Genomic DNA, 23,331 nt, shown 5'->3' with positions numbered 1-23,331 from the left:
CATCACACCTCCCTATCTTCTCCATATAACCGTCGGTATGAAGTTTTAATTCGTTTTTGCAGTAAGTTAGTGCCTCGCTTTGGTTTGTTACTGTCCTCATCATCTCCACCGCTTTTTGTAATGTACGTATATTCGTGGAGATCACGAGCCATGAGTCGAGTGTATAAGTCCTTTCGTTCCCTGCTATGGATAATCGCTTGTAGCAAAATAACAAGTAACAGTACAATAATCACAATCGAGCTAATCATGTGCATCATCCCTCTGTTTTCTTATTCAAATTTTGAATATGATATTAGTTTTAGGTTTACATAATAATAGTTTCAGGAAGCTAGAATTTTTATAAACGCTGTTATATCAACGTTTCTATAACCTCCAATTTTATTGATTATGCATTATTTTATACATTGTTGATTTGTAGGGCTTCAGAAGCCTTACACAAAATTATTTCCCAATATTTCATGCATAAAATATTTGTATTTTTCCTACAGAAAAACATATCAGCCCAACACTTTTAAGATTGCGTCTTTGCGTACTTGGACAGTTGCGCCCTCTGTCTTAGTCGGTATATCTTGCAAGCCGTATTTTTCTACGACTTTATCTACTTCCGCATGTGTACGAGCATCAGCCACCGCTTCTGCTAATCCTTCTGTATTTACAGAAGGGCTTGTAGCATCATCCGCCATTTCAACCAACTCATCTTCAATTACTGAAGGGCTTGCAGCTTCGGTTTCGACTGGATATTGCGCTCGAATTGATTGCACTAACTCATCTATACACTTATCACACAACACATAGGATACATTTAACGGTGCATCAGGGCGACCAACGTATTTAGTTGCCCTTTCACCGCAAGCATACGTTGAACAGCGATTAATGTAACCTCTTTCGAATAGTTGTACTTGATTAACCTTCAAACCAATTCCTCCTTAAAACATAAAGCAGCACACTAAATCAATCGCTTAGTGTGCTGCTTACTTTTTTTAATTGCTTGTTTTTTAAGTTTACCTATTGTAGTTTCATTGCTTGGTGCAGTCTTAGACTTTATTGGTCTAGACATAAGCGAGTACCTTGTTTCATCTACCGCATGATCTTCTAATGAATCATCCAAATCTTCTACATTCTTTTCATCATAAATCATCATTGGTATGGTGCGTATTGTATCCGCACAATTTTCAAAGACCATAAACCAAGGCTCTCCATCTGGCGCATCTTTAAGATACTCCCTCAACCTTTGCCATCCAACGATACGAGAAATATCTGCCTTTTCTAGCGGTACACCATTTTGCGCAAAAGTTTCAGCAATCGACTCACCTTGCGCATTGTCATTACCTCGCTTCTGCCAGCAATCATGCCCCGCTACCGTATATCTAATTTTTTCACCTTGCGATAGTTCAACAACCTTTTTAGCTATATCAGATGCTAGCATTTCACGCACGTATAGTTGACGGTATTTGTAAACATGCCCTTCTTCATCTACTGCATACCAACCAATAGAACAATTATCATTAAAGCCCCAGTCCATTGCACGCCACTTACGCCAGTGGTCAGGTATTTCAAACGGCTTAATGACATGCTTTTCACGTATCCATTCCGTAAAGTATTGTCCTGAGAATATGTCCCAATCCCCATGCAAGAAAGCACGACGCTCATTTTCAGGCAAGTGCTCTAGCCGCTTTACGTAATTAGGGTCATTTGCCATTAAAACAACGTTGTCATATACCGATGCAGGAATAAACTGCATTTTTCCACCTGTAATTGGGTCAATTAAAATTTTTTCACCATAGTTTGTTCCAAGGACAAAATCCTCTTTTACCCACGCATGACCACGACCACCAGGGTTACAAGTACCTCTAAAACGTGGTGGAAATCCTTTTGGTGAACGTAAACAAGATAAGAGTATTTGAATCCAAGCTTTATCAAACTTCGTTAACTCATCTACTCCTACAAAGTCCATTGAACGCCCTTGATACCTATCAGCATCTTTCTTACTACTTATAAAACGAAACATAACTTTCGTGCCATTATAAAGAGTAGCTATATGTTTTGACTCGTTGTACTTATACAGTTCGCTGGGCCATTTAGCTTTCATTTCACTGATAAGATTGGCTTCTAAGTCGTCATAAGTCTCACGGAATAGATATATCTTAGCCCCCGGATACTCGATACCATACGCTAATGCCTCCATGACAATAGCGCATGATTTACCGCCACCCTTTGCACCGCCGTATACGAGCTGGTCGGCGTCAGACGCATGAAACAGGGCTTGTTTTTCATTTGGTTCATAATCAATGGTTATGGTTTGCGTCATCCTTCATCACCCCTTCTCACCCTTTTTAGGAGGTCTAGGAATGTTAAACAATACATCTACTGGACCGCCACCAGCACCCGTAAGTTCATTTTGCTGCTTATCTCGCCAATCGTCAGGCTTGCGGTTCTTTAACCAGAAAATTTGAGCAGTTACATCAGGTGCTACTTCTTTGGTTTTTTCCTCCACCAATACACTTTTAAATTTAGATACACTCATTTCAACAAGCTTTATTTCTTCTAACGTCGCTTCTGGGTGATCTAGCTTGTATTGATTAACAGCAACCTTCTGCCTTAAATGATGTTCTTCCTCCGCCATTTCCACTTGTCCAAATTTTTTTTCAGTGTATTCATATCCTAAAGCTCGCTTCAATAAGGAATTTTCTACCATTATATCAACGACTTCCTTACCTCTTTTAAGGGTGTCCGATATGTCCGAATACTTCTTTTTCCACTCATTCAACGTGGAACGACTAATTCCCATATTATGGGCAATTTGTTCGTCTGTTAAGCCATTCCTAGCCCAACTTTCTATCTTTAATAAACCTTCTTTTGTAAGCCATTCGGTATATTTACCCCTAGTCTTAACTTTATTCATTTTCCCAATGGCATCACCCTCTTTGCGCTATTTGCTCTTATTTCTATCTATCAAACAACAATGAGAGCAATCGAGATACGTGTAGGTGATACATCGTCCGTCTCAATTACTCTCACATTCTTTCTGATTTCCTGTTAATCCGCTTCTGAATTGATAAACAGTATTTTATTCCCAAAAGCAAGTACCGTACTGCAAGGAAAAGGGGGTAAGCCTTGCTCGATACTCACTTTTCAAAATAAAAAGGAAAAGCCACTCGCATAGAATGGCTTACTAACCTTCAAAATAATCAACTAAGTGTAAAAGACGTATAACATCATCGCTGGTATGACCATCCCATACAGGTGCGTATTCTAGTTCTTTCACATCAAACATATTCCAATGTTTAATATGATAATGATACGTAAACTGACCATTTGGAGTATCTATTCCAACAATAAAATAATTGTCATACATAGTGTCATCATGATGCTTTTTAGACTTCCAACAAATTGATTTATTTTTCTTGCATATAGCTGCAAATAAGACCATCCGATGAAGATATAACTCTTTAAAAGAATGATAGCCGTCTGACGTGTACTCAGGTGCATTTAGAGCTGGAACTAACATTTGACCGATTGCTTTATATTTACCACATTTAGAACATTTCAAAATGGTTCTCTTACCATTACAACCATTAATAGCATCACCAAATGTATTAGAATTCCAACGGTAGTCATGTGAACAAAATAATTCTTTTAACACCTCTTATCCCTTCTTTCTAAAGCACTCACAATATGCTTTAATTTCGTGCAATTGAAGCGTTCGCCCACATAATGGCAGTTTCCAATTCAGTCATTGCAACTGATTTTTCTCTGCTGTGCGGGCATAGATCATCAATCAAATAAGCTAGTTCCTTCGCCTTTTCACGAATTGCTTCATACTTTTCTGGTTGTCCCTCTTTCGGAGCGTGGTACTTATAATTATTTTCAATTTGTTCGTTAGTAGATTTGTTTTTCTCTGGCATTATTCAACTACCTCCCAATCTTCAGCTAAAGCATCTGATGTACTAGGTGACCATGTGGCTACATCGTTTTGTGCTGTCTTTAATGCAAGATACTCACGATATGGCACTTCCTCACCGCCAAATGCACTTTTCATAACTTCTGTAGCTGGCGGATACGTTGCAGCAGGCACATGATAAACAAACATACCTTTTCCATTCCAACCTTTTCGAGCTACTTTCCTACCTACTTTTAAAGCTTCAATCGCTTGTCCAAAATCCAATCCAGCCTCCACCGCTTCACCAGAACATGAATCTGACTGACCATAGTTGCATATTTTATGGTTTTCTGTAGGAGGAGTCGTCCCCATACGTCCTCCTTCATCTTTACCACACAAAACAATTTCCTTAGCACTCATGAAGTCACGATTATTTATAATTAACATCGCACCTTCTGCACCTGAAAATTCAACGCTTATACCTGAGTAAATTACGCTTATAACATCTTCTACTTTCCCTTTAATCACTCGTCCATTTTCAACATATGTTACTTCATAATTCATTTCATTTACCTCCGCTTCTAATTTTAAACATAACAAAAAGCCTTACCGTGCTAGGGATAAGGCTTGTCTACTGCGGTAAAATATTTAATTGTCGAGTGTTCACTTCTGATGTTCACTTCTGACTCATGGTAGAGCGACACCATGTTATTTTGCAACGATAGCTTGTGTTTAGGTGCATTTCCGTGCACTTTTAACAGTAGTAAGTTTTTCTTTTAAAAAAGGCGTTTTCATAATTCACATGATAACCACCCCTTCCAGTTATAAAAATACTAATTTCCTCCGCTACCAGATATACACATTAGTCTTACACTATCATCATACATTGTTAATAATGAAAATAATATGAAGTGTTTTCGAAAAGAAATATCAGAGTCGAAATCGTAAACCATCCACCCCAAAAATCAATACTGTCAAGTCCTCATAGGCTTTTTTAACATCATTATAAACAGTTCTTTCAGTTAAAAACTGAATTTCACCAATTTCTGCATGTGTTTTTTTAACAGGAGCAAGGTATAAATGATAGATGGTATCATACCGCCTCACTTCTTCATCTAATACCGCTTCTTCGCACATCTCTTTATAAACGTTTAACATCCGATCAAGAAATTTAATTATGGCTAGTGTTCGTCTTTTAGAACGTTTTATTGCTTCTACAGCGAAATCATCCGTGTCTAGTTCATCAATAATGAGTTTGCGGTCTAACTTCACAATGTCATTTTGTACGTCAGCAACAAGTTTTACGAAACTACGGTAATTACGTAATAACAGCTTTACGTTACGTAATCGACGATCATGTCTTTGTTTTTCTTCTTTTTGTGCTTCTAATTTGTATTGTTCGATTGCTACTACTGCCGCAGCCCTAGAAATCACCTCAATATGCTCAGTTGTTAAAACTGCTGTCTTTTGTTCTGTCATAGTTTTACCTCCTATGAAGTGTTCAAATTTTCGACTTATCTTTCGTTTGCATATCAAGGTAACTACAACACATTCTTTTTTATGCTATAATTACCTTGTATAATTTGGCTGAGTAGTAGGTGTGTATCTGCTGCTCTTTTTTATGCCGTTCTTGTTTCTTCGTATTCCCTTTTTAGTTTCTCATCGTCCAATTTCTCATAGTATTCTGGTACTACTCGCCCGAATACTTTAAGGTAATCTATCATTTCTTTTCTCGTTGGATTTTCAGTTTCTATAACATTCTTCTCTTCCCTATTGATACTTGCCTCTGTACTAAATCCCTCAGGGTATCGTCTTTGTAATTTCGATATATTTGCTTCTGCAACTTCATCCAATGTCAATCCTGCTATTCTCGCAATATTAGCAAGATACCATAACACATCTCCTAACTCTTTTTTAACTTCTCCTATATCAATAGTATGTCCATGAAACATTGCTTTCTTGATTAAATCAGCTACCTCACCCGATTCACCAGCTATGCCTAGACCGTAATTTACTAGCTCATTACCATGTGATGCTGCTGTTCTCGACGCTAATGATTGATAATCGTTTAAGTTCATTGTTTTTCTCCCTTTTTATTACTTTTATTTTGCTTAGAACACCTACGAGCCTTGCTAATCTGCTCTAATTCCTTCCCTACGCTTCTTAACTGCTTATACACTTTGCAACCCCTGCATTTTTGGGATGGTTTATATGCTCTACGGTTTCTTATTTCCTTACGTATTGCGTTCACTCATCATTCCTCCTGACTTTGTTTACGTTTTATAAACAAAAGATAACACCGCAGTGTTTTAACTCGTAAACAACTTGCTCCCTTCCTCATATTGAATTACTTTTGTAATGATGCAGCTTGCTAAGTTCGGGTAATCTGATTTGAATTTTTCAATTGCTTCCTTTTCGTTTAATGCTGTAACAAAACCACACATGCTTATTTTTGGAAAATCTTCGAAATGAAATGTTAATTGCCACCCCATAAATATTCTCCTTCCTGTACAATGTCTTTCTAATTCGAAGTGATTTTACATTGCTTACACTTAAATTCCTCAATTTCATATCCATCTGCAAGCACAAAAATATCGCCTGTAGCCACCATTTTTTTCCCACACTTCTTACACTTTTCATTTATACTCATATTTCTTAACTCTCCTTCCTTACTATTTATAAAATAAATGCAATAGAGTATATTTTTTTATAAAGGAGTACACTCCTTTGCTTTATGATGAGTCCTTGGGAGTTCTTTGTGCGAGAATACTCTCCTAAGGGCTTTATTTAGTAAAAATATTGCAAATATCAGCTGAGGAACATATAAAAATTTGATATGTTCCTCATTGTGTTTAATAAACAGCTTCCCATCTACCCTGTTCGCTTTTGCGTATTTCAACAGCATTATTATTTTCATCTGCTAAAAATAATTGCTGTAATTGCTTTGCTTGGTCATCAGTTAAATCGCGTTCTATTACATATGTGTGTAAGTTTTTATTATCATCTAACCGTTCCATTGCTATTAGTCCTTCGACAATTTGTTCTTTCGCACGTTCTAAGTTGTTGAATGGCTCAATGACTTCAACAAATGCTTTCGGAATATGCCATGAAGCACTCGGCTCATATTCGCCATTTGCCCATTTTGATAAAAATTCCTCACGTGCATCATGATATGTGCCAAACATCTCATCTTGTTCTATTTGATAGACAAAATCACGAATGGCATCGTCGTTTTCATCATTCCACGTATGAATTGACCATGAATCTGGTGCATAACCAAAACATAGACCTAGAAATTCATTACCATGTAAATTATGATAAGCTTTCAGCAACGCTTCTAATTCTTCATTAGCTGGCGGCGTTGTCGTATACATATCTCGGATTGTTTCAACTGTCATTTGTGCTGTATTAAATTTTAGCTGGTACAATTGTAATTCTCTCTGTTCCATTTATATCTCCCCTTTATTCTGTAAAATTGGCACTACACTCAATAGTCACCTTCCAATTCAACATGTAACCCATCCGCTTCTAAAAAATCCGCTAATATTTCAAAGTCATCACTTGCTACAACCATATCCCAAGCAAGACCTTCATAACCGTATTCTTCTTGTAGAGTCTTTACCGCTTGTTCAAATCTAGTAAAATCATATTCACCGTGATTTATTGATAGAGTTTGCGTCATTCATTTCACCCTTCCTATGCAATATTCCTTCTGAAAAAATTAAGAACGATTCTTAGCCCGTATTTCTACACGTCGTTCTTTATGTTCCTTCCAGTATCCTTCACGATAAGATTCTTTCATGCGATATTTTAGTTTTTTATCCTCTGTTGTGAAAATTTCTAGCCAATCTTCATTCCATTTGGCTCTTAATGTAGCCATTGTGGACGGTTTAGGATTAGCGTAATGGGTTTGCACGTTATCCAACAGCTCATCAATAGTCATTCCTGTACGGTGAAAATATAAACATTCTTTTATTTTTTCAATTGTGAGCTTATATTCCGTTATTGTTTCCCCACCCTTAGAACCACCGATATTCACCAAATGAATTTCATCGTTGATACGATCTGCAATATGAAAATATTCGGATGGTCGCTGCCTCTTTCCCCAATGAACTATTCTTACACCATTTATTTCTGCTAAGGTTTTTCGATTGGCTGTATAATACATTAACCCGATACCTAATCCCTTGATCCAATCTAAGATAAATTTGCGATGATGTTGATTTTTCGGCTCTGGTACAAGAATAAATACATAATCAACTAGACCCTTGCGACTTATTGCTTGCTCAATCACTTTGAAATTGAGCGATGTTTTCATCTCTACACCTACATAAACATTTCCATGTTTGCCTACCACATCAATATCACTGACCTCAGCATATACTTGCTGGCAACCCATTTTTTGATACAAGAACTCTCTTAACGGTTCAAATAAATCTGATTCTTTCACGGTATCACCTCTGCACATTTTCTTTCATTTGCTCCCTATCGGCTTAAATTCTCCAATATCTGTACCAACAGAACCTAAATACATATCACGATCATGTTCCCAACAGCCACGACACATTTTTTCACCCGGTACAAAATCCATTAAATGCGGCCCACTTAATTCCGTCGCTATTTCTCCGCACCAGCCACATTCACCGCCGTTTTCATATTCAGCCATGATTTTATCTAATTGCTGTGGTGTTAGTTCTACTTCTGCGAATGACGCTGTAGTAGCAAGCTCGCCAACGTCGTAATAACTTGGTTTGCCATCATACCCATACGATTCCGAATAGTCGTCCGTCATTTTATTTAAATCGATAACAAGGCGTTCATTTACAACTTTTAAAGTAAAACTCGGCATCTCTTTTCCCCTTCCTAGTTACTGCACAATATCTTTCAATAAAGTACGACTTTTAATTTTCCTTCTTTCGCCATTTTGTGTTGATTCGCCATAAATTTCATAACCGCTTCTTGTTCTGATTTGGCTGGCTCAATCAATTTCACTTCGGCAAAGTAATTCATTGCGACCCTATAACAACGTAGCACTTGATAAATCCCCCACTGTCCATCTACATTATCAACGACACGTAGTTGCTGTTCTTCAGGTGCTAAAGCTATTTTTATCCCTAGCACCTTTTCAACTTGGCGTACCTGTTCAAATTGCTCCTTTGATACAACAATCTTCACGTACACTCATCCTCCCAAACTCTTTCGTAGTCTCTGAATAATTCACCAAATGTAATTTTTCTTTTCTTCCGCAGACTATCCAGACATTTTTCATAAACGAGGTAGCCGTCAAAATCTTGATACCAAACACGTATTAATTCCTCAGTTATTTCGTGTTTAAAAAGACAGTTAAATACTTTCCTTACCTCGATTTTCTCGCCTTTAAAGACTAAAACAGGATTATCCATAACACTTCCTCCTGAATATATAACTTACAGGTAATCCGATATTTGCCTTGTCTCACCAATCAAAATGAAGTTGGACAATATGAAGTCATCAATCTCTTTTCTTGTAATTCCTTCAAAACTATCTCCTTCAAAACTATCTTTGTCATTAAAAATAGACATCTCACTGAATGCGTTAAATAAGTGAGGGTATTGCGCTTCTATAACTGCGGTAATGGTTGCCCAATGCCCTGCAAAGCTACAAGGATAAAATTTCTTATCCTGTTCATCGAACACACCTTTCCCTGCATATCCTTTTTTGATGAAGTGATTTTCTAAGTCTTTAAAACGTTGTAATCCACAAACAATTTCGTATATCGAATTAAAATCATGTTCAGTGTCTTTAAATGTTATTTCTTCATAACCTTCTTTTTTTACAAAGACATGTAGAATGGATTCTAATTCTTCATCTTCCATTGTTCTTAGAAATTCAAAGATAGCAAATCTATGAGCTTTTGATTTACGCTTACCTTCCTCAGAATCAAAAAACTTCTCAATATGGATGTCCATAAGCAACTTAGTTAATACAAGAGGCTCATAGTGAAAGTGCATTTGGTGAACAATCGTTTCTCCTGTAGTTTCCATTTATTTTCATCCCCTTCCGCTTCTTTTGAAAATTCCGACAGCATTAATAGCATTACTGATTAAATACAACCTTTTTTCTAGAGGCATCGACAAGAACCATTTTTTAAATTTCAATCCTCACGCCTCCGCCCTTTTATTGAATTTCATTGGGAATGGCAGCCCTTCATCAGGAGAAAATTTAATCCCGTTCACAGCTTCTGATCTCTTAGCATCTTTAATACACCCACGGTAAAGACCGCCACCAGCAAACCATAAATCTTTCATAATCATTTTGTTGCATTCCTCATGCAAATGAAATTGTATACGCTGCTCATCTTCCTTGGCATTAACGTAAACCGCACTTTTACCTTTTTCTATTTCATTTTCACAGCCAAAACACGTATGAGCTTTTCGAGTTACGACTATACGCTTGTTTATAACCTCTAACATTATTTAGCCCCACCCTTTTTATTTTTTTGAATTTGCTTTACGTCTGGATACATTGTGCGGCAACCCATATTCTTTCCGTATTTCTTCACGAGTCATTCCGTGTTCCATGCGACAATGCGCTTCAGTAATAACAATGCCTATGTGGTTGCAGTCCTTCACTGGACACTTGATATAACATCCTTGTTTAGCGCTCCAATATTCAGCCATTATCAACCCCTACCGCTTCTAAATAATGAACTGTATATATCCCTGATCTGATTCGAGGGCAATGATCTCGGAAAAATTGAAGTGGTATGGATTTCGCACCACCTTGTTCCGCAGCTACCCAAGCAGTTTCTAATTGCTCAAATTTAAGCAGATAAATTTCAGGTTCATTTTTTCCTTCTAGCCAGAAGCAAATTAATAAAAATGATTTCCCACCGTTAAAATGCCAAGAACGTAATTGCTCATATTGCTTTTTAGTTAAGTTTTTCAAAGGGAAATTAGTACCACGACGGATTTCCTTTGCATCAAATATGATGGCTTGCCCTTTGTACACACCGCTATAATCTACCCATGTCGCACTACCAAATTTACCCTCAACATCTTTTCCTTTTACTTCTGCAATCTTCACTGGCGTTGGTACTTTTCGGACGTCAGCAAAGTTGTTATTACGATATTGATTGTTTGTCCCGTCAATTAAATTTTCGAAGACTTTTCCTCTGTTCGCATGGCTGCGTGAATAAGATTGCTTTTGTTTCCTCATTACATCTCAACCCCTCACTTGATTTTCTATATTTATTTATTCATTAATTTTTCATTGATAAATTCATAGCATTTTTGAATTTTATAAATGTTAAAAACTTCTTCAAATTCCGCTTCTTTAGCTACGACATAGAACTTTTCATTACGACTTACTTGTATATCCCCAATGCGCAACGTGCCATCAGTTTGTAACGCCTCTAATTGCCGATAAACATAGTCGTTACGTTGAATATTTGTATCGCATTCAAACATACTTAATTGCACAATTGACATGGCTTAACGCTCCTTACAAGACCAATTGAATGCGGTCCAATAAATGAACCGCATTTTGTTATCTAATTTTTTTAATACTCATGATGATGTAATCCTCTGGTATGTCATCCTCTCCACCTTCTTGCAAATAGATGACTCTAACCTCGACAAAACTTCCTGTATATACTTGTTTGTCATAGTCAAATTCATTTATTTTCAACTTGTCACCCACTCGAAAGCTTTGATTATTAAAACCGTACATAAAAGTTTTTAATCCAGCTTTTATCCCTTCAAATTGCGGTGTATAGCTGTCTAACTCATGGGTCATCGGTTTTTCCTTTTGCTCAGACTCAATGATTTCTTGCTGCATCTCTTTTGCAATAGTTGGCGTTAAAGGTTTACCTTCCTTAAATTCCTTAACCGCTTCTTGTTGCTGTTCTTCTGGCAGTCTCGATGTTTCATATGCTGTGGTAAAATTAATTTTTTCATTGCTAAATTCTTCCTTCAGTTCAGGAATTAACTTATTGTTAATACTGTCCATTCGAGCAATTTGCGTAGGGGAAACGTTCATAAGTTGTGCAATGATGTCTCGCTTTCTTCCAGAGAACGGAACACCGCTTTTCTTCAGTTCAGTTAGCAATTCTTTCAGTCTGGCTGCTTGATATGTTTTCTCGTAATCTGTTAATTCACGAGCAGTAGAATTAGCCATAATTAATTGCAATTCAGCTTGAATGTCATCTACTGATTTTTGGATTTTGCAAGGTATACGTTTAAATTCCTCGTTACCTTCCTCATAAAGCTCTTGCATGGCTTTTAAACGTCTATGACCACTTATAACCTCATAACCACCTTCAACTTCACGTACCACTAAATTTTGTTGTAGCCCCTGAAGTTCAATGCTAGCTTTAAGCTCTGTTACATCCTTTACTACGTACTTATTCATTTCTGACGGAAACAACTTTTCGAGTGGAATATGGTCAACCTTAAACGCTACACTTTGCTTCTGTGATTCCTTACTCATAAGTTGTGATAGATTGAATTTCGACATTTGCTCACTCCTTTCTTAAAAGATGTGTAATGTGTCCGAATGTGTCACATATTTAAGTATTCATTCACTAGGGCTACATAATCCACGCAAGCCGTTGACCGCTTCGCATACTCTAACAACGGCTTTCCAGTGAAGGTCATTTCATCTACTTTTACAGTCTTTCTAATCCGTGTAGCAAACACTGGATAACCTTGTTGCTCTAATAGCTCCGCTCCTTGCGTGTTAACACTGCTACGCTGATACATCGTGACAAAACACCCAGCAAAACGAATATCCCCGTTAAACTCGCTTACATCTTCGATTTGCTCTAAGATTTGCTCTAATCCATCGAAACTAAATTGGTCGATTTTGATTGGTATGAGCACATCATTAGAAGCTACTAATGCATTAACCACAGTCATATTTAAATCGGGTGCATTGTCGATAATCACATAGTCGTATCGTTCTTTCACTTGCTCTAGCTTTTTACGTAATCTCGTTTGCTGTGGTAGCGATACGTCCATCAAGATTTCTTTATTAGCACGTAGCAAATTCATATTTGCGGTGATAATATCTAGCCCCTCATAGGCTGTTTTACGAATGACATTATCCACATCTAATCCCCTTACTGTTAATAACTCTGATAATCCATCACTTACAGGATCATACAAACCAAAGAACTTCGAAGTGTTACCTTGCTTGTCGTTATCAATGAGCAATACACGCTTCTCATGCATAGACACCAATATATGTGCGATATTAATAGCCGAAACTGTTTTAGCTACTCCACCCTTTAGGTTGATAATGCTGATTATTTTCATATATCTAATCTCCTTTTAGTTTTTACTGGGTTATCAATTCGTATCATCTCCACATATATATAGACACCTGAAACAAAAGGACTATATTTAACTTTGATTTCATTAAATTGATAACCTGGATACATTTTTTCGAATATTTCATGAGCAGTATTTTGATTTAGCGCAATTCGTTCCGCACGTTTTCTTGTTACTTTGTTGTTTGCTATTGTGATAATTGGTTGTTTCAAATTGCGAGAAGGTGTATAACGTTTTGTACTGTCTTTGCGCTGTTGCTTCATCATGTATTGAGCAATCCCTTTTAATCCACTTTCATTCGGTTGCAACTGCCGTGAATTAGCACGCCCCTTAGCCCATAATTCCTCTGCTATAGTGCGGTCACTGAAATTCATGATAATGTGGGCATGTACCCTTACCTTTTTCCCTTCCGTATCAGCAAACTCTATAACATAGATGTATTTAAGCTCTCCTAATCCCATCTTTTGCATATAACGTTTGATACGACGTATATAATTTGTTACATCTTTTTTTGCTTGCTCGTAACTTTCAGGCAAATTAAAATTGTCATACGTAAGATGCAATGTAATATCTTCAGAAGTGAAATTTCTATTCACTAATCTTACAAAGTGCTTTACAGCATTTTTCAAATTCAAATTTTTTTGCGCCAATCTACTTCTGCCATCTTGCTTCTTTTTTCCACGCTCCCACTTACCCATATCAGAACGAATAGGATAGATTTCACATTCAAGTATATTTCCGCTCTTAATTGTCTTTCTTCGACACTTAACTATTTGCTTATCACGTAGGTTTTCTATACGATCTTCAATTGCATCTTCATCTACTGTGAATATTTCTTCATAATCTTCTATGTCGATTCTATTATTAAGCGCATTAAACGGAGCACTCTTCATATGCCTATCCCCCAGTCAATCATGTATAGCACCTAGTATGTTTGTTAGAGTCACTACACTTTTTTCTTCGTGGTCGTAAACTTAATACTCCATACAAGGACGTCAATTGACTGTTTTATATGTGCGTGGTATGCTTTATACATACACTTTTCATCAGTCAATTAACGTGTTGCGCTGTCGTGGGCGCTTCAATTTTTACCAAGTTGCTAAACGTTCCAGCGTTTAGCAACTTTTTTATTTTGTCGGTGCTGGCACTTTTTTGATGTGCCCCTTTTCTCTATTTTTGATTTGCCAATACTGCTCGTCCGCAGACACAAACAGCCAGTTATTACAATTGAGCCGAATACTGCTGAGATACATTTTTTCCTCACGAGTGAATTTTCGTGGACGTTTTACTCTCATAACAATGCTCCTTCCATTATTCTTTTGATGGTTGATAACTTGTCCCATCAAGCAGCCTATAAATGTTTAGTGCATCTTTTATTGCACCTAAAGGGGAAATTTATAGATTTATAGACTGCTTGACGGAAGCGAGTGGACACTCGCACCGTTTCTTGATATACTGTTTCCATTGACTAAACCAAGATGTATTATTTAAGCTGCTTGATCGCTCCAACGATTGAGCAGTTTTTTATTTGATACATACCTCAAACAATTAATACGTTGTTTCACCGTCATATTTCTCCATGCTCTAATTTTGATTCGCATTGGATTTCACCACTTTCGCAGACCAACCTTGCTCACTTAAACTACTAGCAATTTCATAGAATCTACTTCGATGTTGTTCTTTTATGTGATTTTCCAACCGCTCCATATAATCAACGCTTTTTTCTAAAGCTCCCAATCGCTCACGAACGGAATCAAAATCACCTTTACGTATTAATAATGCAATGGCATTCATGACATCCTCACAACATGCCTTTTGATTTGCAAGTTCCAACTCGGATTTCTTCATTTCACCAGCAACATTCTTATTCGAAAAATCCACGAATACCAAATTTTTCAGTCCTTTGTTGTATGCTTGTTGTAATTGATTGAGCATTTTCATTCCTCCAATGTTAAATAGATTTCGATGTTTACATCCCTTTAATATCTGATTGAAGTCTAGCTAATTGAAGTCTATAAGTATTCAAAACCATCTCACCTACATCAGATTCACAATATATAAAAATGCCCGAATCTTTTGTATTAGTGATTTCTAAATTTAAACTGTCAAAAATTTGTGTTGTTAAAGCAACCATCAGCCCACGCTTGCTCTGACGAATTGCAGATATGCCAAGAGCTTTAGCATCTTTATTTAACACTTCACGCAAATTGTGATACTCAGAAGTAGTACTAAAAAGATACATTTTCATTTCTAACTCAAATAGTTTTTTCATTGTTTGTTGACTCTCATTTACTTTATTGACAAATGCTTTAATTGCTTCAAGCGTCACTTCATTTGACATATTGGTTCACCTCCTTTTGAATGGTTTGACGTTGCTACCGTCATATCAGCTATAAGTTACGACTATACCTTCGTCGGTTAGGTATCACAACACTTCAAATATTTGGTATAATTCACCTAGAAAGTGAGGTGATATACAGTGATAAACGCATCTAGCATCTTTAAAGACTTGAATGACTACGATAAAACACTAGTAAATACCGCTCTTGATTGGGCTATCAAGAATTGCCATTTATATTCTTGTAGCGAATCTGATGAAAGACATACCAGAAGTAACACGACATTAGCTAAATTTAAATTCGAAGCCGAAAATTACACTTTCGAAAAAGATGAACTACTTGCACTAAATAGTGCCACCCATTTTTTTCACACCGAATTAATAACTTACAAGATTAGTGCTTATGATGATGAAGAAACCATTGACAAAATGCATGCTTCTTTTAAAAAAATAGGAAGAAAACTTGATGATTTTCTAGTGGGTGTTTAGACGCATTTCTGCTTCCTTTCTAGAAATCTGCATCATCAACTCTCTTGCTTTCTTTATGTGTGCGTTGCGTTTGTTTTCGTATTCCTGCTCACTCATTTCACCCAATGAGTGAGCTTTTCTATATTGCATGAATTGCTCATTCATTTCCTGCATCTCAGCCCGTTCTACTTTCCCTATTTCGTACATTTCTTTTAAAGTCATTCACTCTCACCACCTTCAAAATGGATTAACATTGCTACCGTCACATCAGCTATAAGTTACGACTATACCGTCACTGGCTTGGTATCACAGCGCATTCACTTGTTTGTAATAAGGTTCAACCCAACTTTTGTTGGTCTGATTCTGATTGATTATCTGCACCTTTTAGCCATTCATCTATTTTATCTAGGTTAAAAACTATAACCCGTTCACTAAAACGCATGTGCGGAATTTCCTTAGTCCGTATTAGCTTGTCTACCGTTGATTTCCCCATCGGACAATTAACACTTGCTAGGTATTCCACAATTGCTTTTACGCCTCTAACAGTTCTCATGCTCTTCCCTCCATCAATTGATGTGTTCATGCCTTGTCTATAGCACCAAAGAAATTAATAGTTACTATTGTTAAGGATTAAACTAAATTATTTCCTTCTACTACAGACTCGACATGCACTATTTATCCTCTGAAATTTAAAACAGCCATAAATTTTTTCTAAGCTGGCTCTTCTTGATTCCCTTTTGCAATGCGCAGACCCACCCGAATACCAGCTTGATACCCCTGAAGCAACATCATGAAAGCTTGTTTTTCTTGCTCAGTCATGTCCTCCAATTTGGTTGCTAAATTGTCGAAAACCGCTTCATCTTTGATGTCATAGATTACATCCACTTGTCTCACTCCTTTCAAATGTGATTAGAGTTACTACCGCTATACAGTATTTTCTATTCTGCATATCTCTTTGAGTTAAATATATATTTCTTTGAGTTATTAGTCAACATATTTCTGTCGAAAAATATTGCAATGAGTTAATTCATGATGTACGATGATTTTAAATAAGGAGGTGATGCCAATTGAATGAACGCTTAAAATCCCTTAGAAAAAGCCTAGGTTTAAATCAAAAAGAGATGGGCGATAGAATGAGGTTATCCCAAACGCATATTTCTTCTTTAGAAAATGGCGCTAGAGAAGTAACGGACAGGATACTTTCAGATATTTGCCGTGAATTTAATGTTAATGAGGTATGGCTACGCACTGGTGAAGGTGAAGTGTTTTTAGAAGAAGAAACATTTTCTTTAGACGAAAAAGCGAAAAAATATAATCTTTCTGATTTAGAAATTGATATTATGAGAGGTTATATGGAGTTACCACCTGAAACTCGTAACGAACTTATGGGCTTATTCAGCGGGATATTTAGCAAGCATACCGAAACTGCTGCTACAACCGTGGAGGATGAAATCGAGGCAGAATTAGAAAGCTATCGAAAAGAATTAGAAGCTGAGAAAAAAGTGAGAACGTCATCAGCTTCACAAGAGCTAAGAAAAGGCTTGATAGGATAAGAAAAGTAAGTAAATGATAATTTGTCACAACACTTGAATACTTAGATAAGATTCTTTTATATCTACTTAATTAATTTGCAAATTAATTAAAAGAGCAAGCCATTTGTCTTGCTCTTTTGTTTTAAAGTATGAAGTTTAATATGAGGTGAATTAATATGTCTAGTTACGTTGAATTGCCTCCCAATAAAAAGGGAGAGCCAGGTATCAAAATAACTATCGAACTAGGGTATGACGAAACGACTGGGGAACGTATAAGGCTTTTTAAAACTGTTCGATTAAAAAGTTTGTCTGCTAGAGCAATTAAAAATGCAATCAAAGAAGCTGAGATTCAAGCTCACGAGAATTTGAAAAAGAACAATAACATTATTAAAGGGATGACAGTTGGACGATTCATTAAAGAGTTGTGGGAAGATTTACATTTGAGTAAATTAGCCCCACGTACCCAGACAGAATATAAAAAGATCGTTGATAAATCCATCTATCCGTATTTTGAAAAACACATTTTAGATAAAATTACGCCACTTAACATTGAAAAATACTTCAAGCATGAATTAGATGCAGGCAATAAAAATTTCAAAAACAAGTATATTGTATTGAAAAGCATATTTTCATTTGCATTAAATATGAAATTAATCGGTGAAAATCCTACGGATACAATACAGTTACCTCAAATTGAAAAAAAAGAGCGTGAATTAAAACACTATGACGAAAAAGATTTAGCATTGCTGCTTGATAAATTACACAATGCTAACCCTAAACATCGCATAGCATTCAAATTAGCTTTCATGTTAGGTTTAAGGCGCTCGGAAATAGCTGGGCTAACGCATGATTCCATAAATTACGATCATAACAAACTCTATATTAATAAACAATTACACTTTGATGAGAAAAACAAGGTGTTTTCATTTGGCCCACCAAAAAATAAAAAATCTCGCACAATTATCGTACCTGAATTGTTCATGTGTGAAATTAAAGAATATGCCATTCATCACAGATTACAAAAATTAGATAAGAAAAGAAAAAATGAATGGTGTCCTGCTTTTACTGAGGATGGAATCGAAATGGATTTATTGTATACCAACAATTTCGGATATCCTGTACTGCCTAATTCGTTATCCAGAGCATGGTCACAGTTTGTAAAACTGAATAAACTGAAATATATAAACTTACATGGTTTGAGACACACCTTCGCTTCTTATGCCATTGTAAAGGGAGTAAATTTCAAAACAATACAAGAGCAATTGGGACATTCACATGTTAATATGTCTATAGGCACTTACGGTCACCTGACTGATGAAGATAAAGCCAAAGATTTGAAGATATTTAACAAGTTAATGTAGATTGGTCGCTTATTGGTCACCTGTCTAATTCAACCTATTATAAAACCTCATATAAAACCTATATAAATCAACGTTTCCATTAAAGGAGGGATCGAAATGATAGCATTCACTTGTAATGCTTGCTCTAGAACGTCTTCTTTAGGTCAAAGAGGTCTAGATTAAGTTATACAAATAACCTAAAATTGAATGATCTCTTTAGGCCAAAAGTTTATAAAATAGCCTACTAAACAGGAGAGATTTCAAATGGAACAACAAACAATTCAGCCGTTTTTAACGGTCGCTAATTATCATTTACTAGAACAGCAATTAAATAAAATTTTACATGCTCTTACGACAACGAACGATAAAAACGTCATCCTAGCAGTTCGGGGCCTTGTGGATACAGAGGTAACGACAAAATTAGAGTTATCAGCAACGGAAACAAAGCTGATTGAACAACTTTTTGCTATAACAGATCCGGCGCAAGGGGATGCCTTTTTAGAACAATTAAAGCCATATGTCATCCCGTTCAAGCCAGTGACAGCCAGTACGCTTAAAACCTTATTTAAAAAGGAGAAAAAGCTAAAGCTACCAAATCTAGAAGCACTCGATTTCCAGCGAATTTGTTATCTTGCATGGGATGACCCCGGCACACATCGAAAATACGTTGTCCTTGATCAAAATGGACAGTTAGCAGGTATTAAAGGCACATTTGCCAACAGCACTGTACGCGGCATTTGCGCCATCTGTAATCGCCATGCAGATGTTGGCTTGTTTACTACCTCGATCAAAGGACAGGTCATTGGCACATTTACCTCCCATAGCAATTACATTTGTGCGGATAGTAAGACGTGCAATGAACATGTTACAGATATGAATAAAACCGTCGAATTTTTCGAGCGCATTACGAAAAAATAGCGATTGATTAAGGGCAGAAGTGTTGTGCAAGCAACATTTCTGCCCTTCTTTATGCCACAAGATAGCTACGAGTCTACACTCACATTCACCTGGAAATCCACCTTCAAGTGAGGATAGAAGCCTTCTCTCCAGTTCCTTAGTTCTTGATAGGAAAGCTGATCACGAAAGAGTTGTCCAAATCCGAAAATCTCCACCCCATTTGCTTGGGCTTGTTCAAACATATCATAAAACCGTTTTTCCATAAGCTTTGTTAGCTCTTTCATAATTTGGTCATTTGACACATCTTTTTTTCTCTCTAAAATATCGATTTTTAATTTTAAATGACTTGCCACAACGGGTTTATTGTTCTTCAAAGAGGCTTTATTTTTAAGGGAACTGTTGACCACCATAATACTCGCTAAATCAAGGCTTTCGATTTTCCCCTTTGCATTCGCGTTTTGAAATAGCTTACTTAGCTGGCTTTCATCTGAATTAATTCTTGCCATTAATTCACCATTTTTCAACACCATAGAGCCTTCATAGACTAACACTGTATCATTTCCAGCACGAACAACTGGAACTGTAATATCTTTTGTATAAGAAAATAGACTTCGGTATACTTCCCAAATATGAATGCTTGTTATCTCAGGTGCCCACCCTGCCCCTTTGTTAAAGTAATTGTAAATGGAAGTCGCATTCACCCCTAATTTATCGTTAATGTTGGAAAGGACTTTGTCGATTTTATCATCAGTTATGGTTAACAATGCTCTCGAAGGGATTTCTTCCGAATCCATTAAAAATTTTATGAGCTCCCTTAATTCCGCTTGATCGGCCGCCAAGTTGCTTTGAATGACAATTAATTCTATATGGGAGTAATCCACTGCTTCTTCAGAGTTTGTACGAACTTCCCCTAGCACCTTTAAAACCGTATCAGCTTTGCCTGTTACAATTCTTGATACTTCATTTTCCTTTTGTGTAATGGGGATTTGCAGCGTCACATGATAGTCCTCATTCTCCTTAGCAATACCTATAACCAAAGGTAATAATCTTTTATCGATATCTTTCACATCCCAGCATCCGCCAAGAAAAGGTAATAGCAAAAACATACATATAATGAGCATGCTACAAGGATGATTTTCTTTCATCGTTCGTCACCTTTCTCTTTATCACAATGCCATAGATATATACCGTTACAGGGATCATAAGCATAAAATAAACTTGAGCCCCTCTATTTAACAAAATCAATGTATTTGTCCAAACTTGATTCGGAATAAATAATCCTGCAGTATATCCAATAAGTGAAAAGATCATAATCCACCATGCTGATTTTACGTGAAGCCTGCTGAATAATTTCTGCATAATTTGACTAATCATCCAAAGCATCACAGCATTAAAAATTAACATAAAGCCAATTGAAGAAATACCAAAGAACATCGTTTGGCGGTTAAAAGCTAGCCAACGAATATCAACTGAGTCCATCGCTACTACAAAGGGTAAGGACATGGTAACAACTGTTTCTTGTCCAAAAATAAAAAGTGGTATATAAACAAAGGCTAAGTAAACCATGATGACAGAAAACCAGGCTATAAAAATATCTCGAAATACCAATGGTTTTTTAGAAACCATAAATCCTAAAAATAAAAATGCTGAAAATCCAATGAGATAGTAAAAATGGATATCTAGTAAGAACTCAAACGATGAATTTCGTATTGGGAATCCATTATGAAAATCAAAATTTACTATGGAAGAGACAATGATAAACAGTATGAAAGGAGTAATCATAAAAAAAATAAATACGGAAGATCGCAATATTGTCCCTAAGCCTTTTGTTGCCGTATAAGCCGATATAAAATAAAGCAATAAGGCTATTGGCCAATGCGGTGTTCGTAATAAAAATAAAGAATTAATTACCTCTGTATAGGTACGGATATTAAGCGCAACAAGTACCGTTAAATTCAGGACAAATGGTAGCAGGATGATGAATGCAACCAACCGTCCCATTTTTAAATAAATATCAATAATATCTTGATTAGGAAAAAAATTCAAACCTTTAATGTAGAGTGAAATTAACATTAATTGCAATACACCCTGACACAAAATGACTAACCAATGCCCCGCATCTGTCAACGAATAGATGAGATCAGGGTAAAGCAGAAAACCAAAGCTTAAATGGATAATAAAAAAAACTATACCAATTTGAAACCTATGGGTCACTTAGTATCTCCTTCTCTTTTCAAGCGAAATGTCGTATACGGAATATTAAATGAAGTTAAACTCGCCAAATAAATGCCAGTAAGTGCTAAACCAGTAAATATACCAAGAATGCCGAAAATAGATGCTAAAATTAAAATAGGATATTTTAATAAACGAATGTATAACGAATTTTGAATACCTGCTACGACCGAGCTTGAAATAACAATGGCTGTAATGACAATTACTAATAAGGTACTGACTAATTTCGCTTCAACCATTGCTTGGCCTAATATAACGCCTCCTACCATTGAAATGGTCGGTCCAATACTTTTCGGCAGTCTTACAATCGCTTCCAATATTAAATCAATTAATACGACCATGATAATCGTTTCAAGCAAAGCAGGAACAGGAATCCCTTCTCTGCTTTTTGCCACAAATAATGCAAGATCAAATTTGAATATCTCAGGATTGACAGATACTAACGCGACATACAATGCAGGCAGAATTAGCGTCAGTATAGCGCCTACGACCCGAAGAACGCGAAGCATAACTGATAGCACATACGGGAAGTTTCGATCATTCACAATACTAAACATGTCTGGCAATAGATGTGGAAAAACTAGGGCGAAAGGGTAATTATCTAAAAAAAGGACAATTCTATTCTTTTTTAATGCATGAATGGCTTGTATCGGCACTTCTGTCGGGAAAAAATGACTAACAGGACTCCCTCTCCGAACACCAAAATACTTGTTCAAATCATCAATGGATTCAATATCCGTGTCAATTTCTTTTAACTGCTGATTGACTTTTTCAATAAGATCACTTGATGCTCTTCCATTGATATATAACATGGACAAATTACGTTTTTCTAGCTCGCCCACTTGAAAGGTACAATGAGAGAGCCTTGCCGTTTTCAGCCTTTTTCGAATAAGTCCAACATTTACATGAATATCTTCAACAAATGCATCCATAGAAGCTTGAATAGGGCTTTCATTTTTCGGTTCTTCAATACTTCTTGTTAAATTGATGGAAATAGGATCAACTATCGCATTTTGGCGTCCTTCTTGAGATAAGACGATCAATTTCCCCTCCAACACAGCATTGACAATTTGTTCAATATCCATATCAAGTTGATCACTAAGGTTTGTAAAAAGCTCCCCTACTGAGGCAGATGAAGCAGCCATTTGCCGAATGTATAGATTGGACTTGGCAAAATCAATCAATGTTTTAAATCCCATAAGATAGATGGTTGTTTGATCTATTAGCTCTTCCTCCACGAAAAAATCATCATGATCTGCAAACTTAGAGCTCAGTTCCATCATCATATTCTCCATTAGAGTACCCCACGATCAATCAAATTTTCTTTTATTTT

Annotated in this window: 35 protein-coding genes and 1 pseudogene; 4 read left to right on the top strand and 32 right to left on the bottom strand. The window is 36.4% G+C overall.

All coding sequences use genetic code 11. The features are described 5' to 3' along the window. Positions 1-2: 2 nt before the first annotated feature. The 26 genes and pseudogenes from AC6BKE_RS18050 to AC6BKE_RS17925 all read right to left on the bottom strand — a co-directional run bounded on the left by AC6BKE_RS18050 (position 3) and on the right by AC6BKE_RS17925 (position 15,532). Complete coding sequence (locus AC6BKE_RS18050) at positions 3-248, bottom strand: hypothetical protein (RefSeq protein WP_058843152.1); 246 nt, start codon at positions 246-248, stop codon at positions 3-5. A gap of 249 nt (positions 249-497) precedes the next feature. Then, on the bottom strand, positions 498-914 hold the full coding sequence (locus AC6BKE_RS18045; RefSeq protein WP_058843151.1) for a hypothetical protein: 417 nt from the start codon (positions 912-914) through the stop codon (positions 498-500). A gap of 32 nt (positions 915-946) precedes the next feature. Beyond that, positions 947-2,308, bottom strand: coding sequence for a phage terminase large subunit (locus AC6BKE_RS18040; protein ID WP_340808944.1), 1,362 nt, complete (start codon positions 2,306-2,308; stop codon positions 947-949). Between the two features lie 6 nt (positions 2,309-2,314). After that, the gene (locus AC6BKE_RS18035) at positions 2,315-2,902 is read right to left on the bottom strand and encodes a helix-turn-helix domain-containing protein (protein WP_499857551.1); all 588 of its coding nucleotides are present in this window, start codon (positions 2,900-2,902) and stop codon (positions 2,315-2,317) included. Positions 2,903-3,172: 270 nt separating this feature from the next. Further along, entirely contained in the window at positions 3,173-3,643 is a 471-nt protein-coding gene (locus AC6BKE_RS18030) for a WDGH domain-containing protein (protein ID WP_499857550.1), read from the bottom strand. Between the two features lie 37 nt (positions 3,644-3,680). Beyond that, positions 3,681-3,905, bottom strand: a complete 225-nt coding sequence (locus tag AC6BKE_RS18025; RefSeq protein ID WP_499857548.1) for an Acb2/Tad1 domain-containing protein — start codon at positions 3,903-3,905, stop codon at positions 3,681-3,683. Continuing rightward, positions 3,905-4,165 carry a DUF2829 domain-containing protein gene (locus AC6BKE_RS18020; protein WP_499858322.1) on the bottom strand — a complete coding sequence of 87 codons (261 nt, stop codon included), beginning with the start codon at positions 4,163-4,165 and terminating at the stop codon, positions 3,905-3,907. Before AC6BKE_RS18020 ends, AC6BKE_RS18025 begins: the two co-directional genes overlap by 1 nt. A 645-nt stretch (positions 4,166-4,810) precedes the next feature. Continuing rightward, positions 4,811-5,359, bottom strand: a complete 549-nt coding sequence (locus AC6BKE_RS18015) for a hypothetical protein (RefSeq protein WP_249645725.1) — start codon at positions 5,357-5,359, stop codon at positions 4,811-4,813. Positions 5,360-5,658: 299 nt separating this feature from the next. Continuing rightward, positions 5,659-5,958, bottom strand: a pseudogene (locus tag AC6BKE_RS18010) (nucleoside triphosphate pyrophosphohydrolase family protein); the annotation flags it as partial. Positions 5,959-6,189: 231 nt separating this feature from the next. Continuing rightward, the gene (locus tag AC6BKE_RS18005) at positions 6,190-6,372 is read right to left on the bottom strand and encodes a hypothetical protein (RefSeq protein ID WP_499857546.1); all 183 of its coding nucleotides are present in this window, start codon (positions 6,370-6,372) and stop codon (positions 6,190-6,192) included. A 360-nt stretch (positions 6,373-6,732) separates the two neighbouring features. Continuing rightward, a complete protein-coding gene (locus AC6BKE_RS18000) occupies positions 6,733-7,329 on the bottom strand; it encodes a hypothetical protein (protein WP_499857545.1) in 597 nt (198 codons plus the stop codon). Between the two features lie 38 nt (positions 7,330-7,367). After that, positions 7,368-7,562 (bottom strand): hypothetical protein, encoded by a 195-nt coding sequence (locus tag AC6BKE_RS17995; protein WP_499857543.1) that lies wholly within the window; start codon positions 7,560-7,562, stop codon positions 7,368-7,370. Between the two features lie 39 nt (positions 7,563-7,601). Beyond that, positions 7,602-8,330 carry a hypothetical protein gene (locus tag AC6BKE_RS17990; RefSeq protein WP_499857542.1) on the bottom strand — a complete coding sequence of 243 codons (729 nt, stop codon included), beginning with the start codon at positions 8,328-8,330 and terminating at the stop codon, positions 7,602-7,604. Positions 8,331-8,354: 24 nt separating this feature from the next. After that, positions 8,355-8,729, bottom strand: a complete 375-nt coding sequence (locus AC6BKE_RS17985; protein WP_499857540.1) for a hypothetical protein — start codon at positions 8,727-8,729, stop codon at positions 8,355-8,357. A 35-nt stretch (positions 8,730-8,764) separates the two neighbouring features. Continuing rightward, positions 8,765-9,055, bottom strand: a complete 291-nt coding sequence (locus AC6BKE_RS17980) for a hypothetical protein (protein ID WP_499857538.1) — start codon at positions 9,053-9,055, stop codon at positions 8,765-8,767. Continuing rightward, on the bottom strand, positions 9,052-9,282 hold the full coding sequence (locus tag AC6BKE_RS17975; RefSeq protein ID WP_499857536.1) for a hypothetical protein: 231 nt from the start codon (positions 9,280-9,282) through the stop codon (positions 9,052-9,054). Before AC6BKE_RS17975 ends, AC6BKE_RS17980 begins: the two co-directional genes overlap by 4 nt. Positions 9,283-9,306: 24 nt before the next feature. Next, complete coding sequence (locus tag AC6BKE_RS17970; protein WP_499857534.1) at positions 9,307-9,903, bottom strand: hypothetical protein; 597 nt, start codon at positions 9,901-9,903, stop codon at positions 9,307-9,309. A 117-nt stretch (positions 9,904-10,020) separates the two neighbouring features. Continuing rightward, positions 10,021-10,332 (bottom strand): hypothetical protein, encoded by a 312-nt coding sequence (locus AC6BKE_RS17965; protein WP_499857533.1) that lies wholly within the window; start codon positions 10,330-10,332, stop codon positions 10,021-10,023. 199 nt (positions 10,333-10,531) lie between these two features. Next, positions 10,532-11,077 (bottom strand): Holliday junction resolvase RecU, encoded by a 546-nt coding sequence (locus tag AC6BKE_RS17960; RefSeq protein ID WP_499857531.1) that lies wholly within the window; start codon positions 11,075-11,077, stop codon positions 10,532-10,534. 32 nt (positions 11,078-11,109) lie between these two features. Next, complete coding sequence (locus tag AC6BKE_RS17955; protein ID WP_499857529.1) at positions 11,110-11,349, bottom strand: hypothetical protein; 240 nt, start codon at positions 11,347-11,349, stop codon at positions 11,110-11,112. A 58-nt stretch (positions 11,350-11,407) separates the two neighbouring features. Next, positions 11,408-12,376, bottom strand: coding sequence for a ParB/RepB/Spo0J family partition protein (locus AC6BKE_RS17950; RefSeq protein WP_499857528.1), 969 nt, complete (start codon positions 12,374-12,376; stop codon positions 11,408-11,410). A gap of 44 nt (positions 12,377-12,420) precedes the next feature. Next, on the bottom strand, positions 12,421-13,176 hold the full coding sequence (locus tag AC6BKE_RS17945) for a ParA family protein (RefSeq protein WP_499857527.1): 756 nt from the start codon (positions 13,174-13,176) through the stop codon (positions 12,421-12,423). Beyond that, on the bottom strand, positions 13,173-14,084 hold the full coding sequence (locus tag AC6BKE_RS17940) for a rolling circle replication-associated protein (protein WP_499857525.1): 912 nt from the start codon (positions 14,082-14,084) through the stop codon (positions 13,173-13,175). The genes AC6BKE_RS17945 and AC6BKE_RS17940 overlap by 4 nt, the downstream gene beginning before the upstream one ends. A 234-nt stretch (positions 14,085-14,318) precedes the next feature. After that, positions 14,319-14,486: a DUF6906 family protein gene (locus AC6BKE_RS17935; RefSeq protein ID WP_499857522.1), complete on the bottom strand. Its 168-nt coding sequence runs from the start codon at positions 14,484-14,486 to the stop codon at positions 14,319-14,321. Between the two features lie 289 nt (positions 14,487-14,775). Next, positions 14,776-15,126, bottom strand: coding sequence for a hypothetical protein (locus AC6BKE_RS17930; protein ID WP_499857521.1), 351 nt, complete (start codon positions 15,124-15,126; stop codon positions 14,776-14,778). 34 nt (positions 15,127-15,160) lie between these two features. Next, on the bottom strand, positions 15,161-15,532 hold the full coding sequence (locus AC6BKE_RS17925; RefSeq protein ID WP_499857519.1) for a hypothetical protein: 372 nt from the start codon (positions 15,530-15,532) through the stop codon (positions 15,161-15,163). 138 nt (positions 15,533-15,670) lie between these two features. On the opposite strand from AC6BKE_RS17925, the gene AC6BKE_RS17920 reads away from it, so the two are divergent. Further along, positions 15,671-16,018 carry a hypothetical protein gene (locus AC6BKE_RS17920; protein WP_499857517.1) on the top strand — a complete coding sequence of 116 codons (348 nt, stop codon included), beginning with the start codon at positions 15,671-15,673 and terminating at the stop codon, positions 16,016-16,018. On the opposite strand, the gene AC6BKE_RS17915 is transcribed toward AC6BKE_RS17920, so the two are convergent. From AC6BKE_RS17915 to AC6BKE_RS17905, 3 genes are all read right to left on the bottom strand, one after another. Beyond that, positions 16,004-16,219, bottom strand: a complete 216-nt coding sequence (locus tag AC6BKE_RS17915) for a hypothetical protein (protein ID WP_058843123.1) — start codon at positions 16,217-16,219, stop codon at positions 16,004-16,006. The two genes, AC6BKE_RS17920 and AC6BKE_RS17915, sit on opposite strands and share 15 nt — an antisense overlap. A 115-nt stretch (positions 16,220-16,334) precedes the next feature. Further along, complete coding sequence (locus AC6BKE_RS17910; protein WP_197412982.1) at positions 16,335-16,550, bottom strand: hypothetical protein; 216 nt, start codon at positions 16,548-16,550, stop codon at positions 16,335-16,337. 158 nt (positions 16,551-16,708) lie between these two features. Next, positions 16,709-16,882 carry a hypothetical protein gene (locus AC6BKE_RS17905; RefSeq protein WP_499857514.1) on the bottom strand — a complete coding sequence of 58 codons (174 nt, stop codon included), beginning with the start codon at positions 16,880-16,882 and terminating at the stop codon, positions 16,709-16,711. Positions 16,883-17,064: 182 nt separating this feature from the next. Here AC6BKE_RS17905 and AC6BKE_RS17900 point away from each other — a divergent pair, with 182 nt between their 5' ends. The 3 genes from AC6BKE_RS17900 to AC6BKE_RS17890 all read left to right on the top strand — a co-directional run bounded on the left by AC6BKE_RS17900 (position 17,065) and on the right by AC6BKE_RS17890 (position 19,787). Continuing rightward, positions 17,065-17,550 carry a helix-turn-helix domain-containing protein gene (locus AC6BKE_RS17900; RefSeq protein WP_499857512.1) on the top strand — a complete coding sequence of 162 codons (486 nt, stop codon included), beginning with the start codon at positions 17,065-17,067 and terminating at the stop codon, positions 17,548-17,550. 155 nt (positions 17,551-17,705) lie between these two features. Beyond that, positions 17,706-18,890 (top strand): tyrosine-type recombinase/integrase, encoded by a 1,185-nt coding sequence (locus AC6BKE_RS17895; RefSeq protein WP_499857510.1) that lies wholly within the window; start codon positions 17,706-17,708, stop codon positions 18,888-18,890. Between the two features lie 243 nt (positions 18,891-19,133). Beyond that, on the top strand, positions 19,134-19,787 hold the full coding sequence (locus AC6BKE_RS17890; RefSeq protein WP_499857509.1) for a FusB/FusC family EF-G-binding protein: 654 nt from the start codon (positions 19,134-19,136) through the stop codon (positions 19,785-19,787). A 65-nt stretch (positions 19,788-19,852) separates the two neighbouring features. Here AC6BKE_RS17890 and AC6BKE_RS17885 read toward each other — a convergent pair whose 3' ends face one another. Genes AC6BKE_RS17885 through AC6BKE_RS17875 form a run of 3 tightly spaced genes read right to left on the bottom strand, consistent with a single transcriptional unit; the run spans position 19,853 to position 23,293 of the window. Continuing rightward, positions 19,853-20,911 carry a Ger(x)C family spore germination protein gene (locus AC6BKE_RS17885; RefSeq protein ID WP_340811043.1) on the bottom strand — a complete coding sequence of 353 codons (1,059 nt, stop codon included), beginning with the start codon at positions 20,909-20,911 and terminating at the stop codon, positions 19,853-19,855. Continuing rightward, complete coding sequence (locus AC6BKE_RS17880) at positions 20,889-21,980, bottom strand: GerAB/ArcD/ProY family transporter (RefSeq protein WP_499857508.1); 1,092 nt, start codon at positions 21,978-21,980, stop codon at positions 20,889-20,891. Before AC6BKE_RS17880 ends, AC6BKE_RS17885 begins: the two co-directional genes overlap by 23 nt. After that, complete coding sequence (locus AC6BKE_RS17875; protein WP_499857507.1) at positions 21,977-23,293, bottom strand: spore germination protein; 1,317 nt, start codon at positions 23,291-23,293, stop codon at positions 21,977-21,979. The genes AC6BKE_RS17880 and AC6BKE_RS17875 overlap by 4 nt, the downstream gene beginning before the upstream one ends. Positions 23,294-23,331: the final 38 nt, after the last annotated feature.

The sequence above is a fragment of the Lysinibacillus sp. COL-1 genome, assembly GCF_059814265.1.
Note: the sequence above shows the minus strand (reverse complement) of the source record. Positions and strands in the feature narration are given on the sequence as shown.

Coding starts and splice junctions, on each gene's coding strand:
- AC6BKE_RS18050 (WP_058843152.1), bottom strand. CDS start 248: ATGATTAGCTCGATTGTGATTATTGTACTGTTACTTGTTATTTTGCTA.
- AC6BKE_RS18040 (WP_340808944.1), bottom strand. CDS start 2,308: ATGACGCAAACCATAACCATTGATTATGAACCAAATGAAAAACAAGCC.
- AC6BKE_RS18035 (WP_499857551.1), bottom strand. CDS start 2,902: ATGAATAAAGTTAAGACTAGGGGTAAATATACCGAATGGCTTACAAAA.
- AC6BKE_RS18025 (WP_499857548.1), bottom strand. CDS start 3,905: ATGCCAGAGAAAAACAAATCTACTAACGAACAAATTGAAAATAATTAT.
- AC6BKE_RS18015 (WP_249645725.1), bottom strand. CDS start 5,359: ATGACAGAACAAAAGACAGCAGTTTTAACAACTGAGCATATTGAGGTG.
- AC6BKE_RS18005 (WP_499857546.1), bottom strand. CDS start 6,372: ATGGGGTGGCAATTAACATTTCATTTCGAAGATTTTCCAAAAATAAGC.
- AC6BKE_RS18000 (WP_499857545.1), bottom strand. CDS start 7,329: ATGGAACAGAGAGAATTACAATTGTACCAGCTAAAATTTAATACAGCA.
- AC6BKE_RS17995 (WP_499857543.1), bottom strand. CDS start 7,562: ATGACGCAAACTCTATCAATAAATCACGGTGAATATGATTTTACTAGA.
- AC6BKE_RS17985 (WP_499857540.1), bottom strand. CDS start 8,729: ATGCCGAGTTTTACTTTAAAAGTTGTAAATGAACGCCTTGTTATCGAT.
- AC6BKE_RS17975 (WP_499857536.1), bottom strand. CDS start 9,282: ATGGATAATCCTGTTTTAGTCTTTAAAGGCGAGAAAATCGAGGTAAGG.
- AC6BKE_RS17970 (WP_499857534.1), bottom strand. CDS start 9,903: ATGGAAACTACAGGAGAAACGATTGTTCACCAAATGCACTTTCACTAT.
- AC6BKE_RS17965 (WP_499857533.1), bottom strand. CDS start 10,332: ATGTTAGAGGTTATAAACAAGCGTATAGTCGTAACTCGAAAAGCTCAT.
- AC6BKE_RS17960 (WP_499857531.1), bottom strand. CDS start 11,077: ATGAGGAAACAAAAGCAATCTTATTCACGCAGCCATGCGAACAGAGGA.
- AC6BKE_RS17955 (WP_499857529.1), bottom strand. CDS start 11,349: ATGTCAATTGTGCAATTAAGTATGTTTGAATGCGATACAAATATTCAA.
- AC6BKE_RS17950 (WP_499857528.1), bottom strand. CDS start 12,376: ATGTCGAAATTCAATCTATCACAACTTATGAGTAAGGAATCACAGAAG.
- AC6BKE_RS17945 (WP_499857527.1), bottom strand. CDS start 13,176: ATGAAAATAATCAGCATTATCAACCTAAAGGGTGGAGTAGCTAAAACA.
- AC6BKE_RS17940 (WP_499857525.1), bottom strand. CDS start 14,084: ATGAAGAGTGCTCCGTTTAATGCGCTTAATAATAGAATCGACATAGAA.
- AC6BKE_RS17935 (WP_499857522.1), bottom strand. CDS start 14,486: ATGAGAGTAAAACGTCCACGAAAATTCACTCGTGAGGAAAAAATGTAT.
- AC6BKE_RS17930 (WP_499857521.1), bottom strand. CDS start 15,126: ATGCTCAATCAATTACAACAAGCATACAACAAAGGACTGAAAAATTTG.
- AC6BKE_RS17925 (WP_499857519.1), bottom strand. CDS start 15,532: ATGTCAAATGAAGTGACGCTTGAAGCAATTAAAGCATTTGTCAATAAA.
- AC6BKE_RS17915 (WP_058843123.1), bottom strand. CDS start 16,219: ATGACTTTAAAAGAAATGTACGAAATAGGGAAAGTAGAACGGGCTGAG.
- AC6BKE_RS17910 (WP_197412982.1), bottom strand. CDS start 16,550: ATGAGAACTGTTAGAGGCGTAAAAGCAATTGTGGAATACCTAGCAAGT.
- AC6BKE_RS17895 (WP_499857510.1), top strand. CDS start 17,706: ATGTCTAGTTACGTTGAATTGCCTCCCAATAAAAAGGGAGAGCCAGGT.
- AC6BKE_RS17890 (WP_499857509.1), top strand. CDS start 19,134: ATGGAACAACAAACAATTCAGCCGTTTTTAACGGTCGCTAATTATCAT.
- AC6BKE_RS17885 (WP_340811043.1), bottom strand. CDS start 20,911: ATGAAAGAAAATCATCCTTGTAGCATGCTCATTATATGTATGTTTTTG.
- AC6BKE_RS17875 (WP_499857507.1), bottom strand. CDS start 23,293: ATGGAGAATATGATGATGGAACTGAGCTCTAAGTTTGCAGATCATGAT.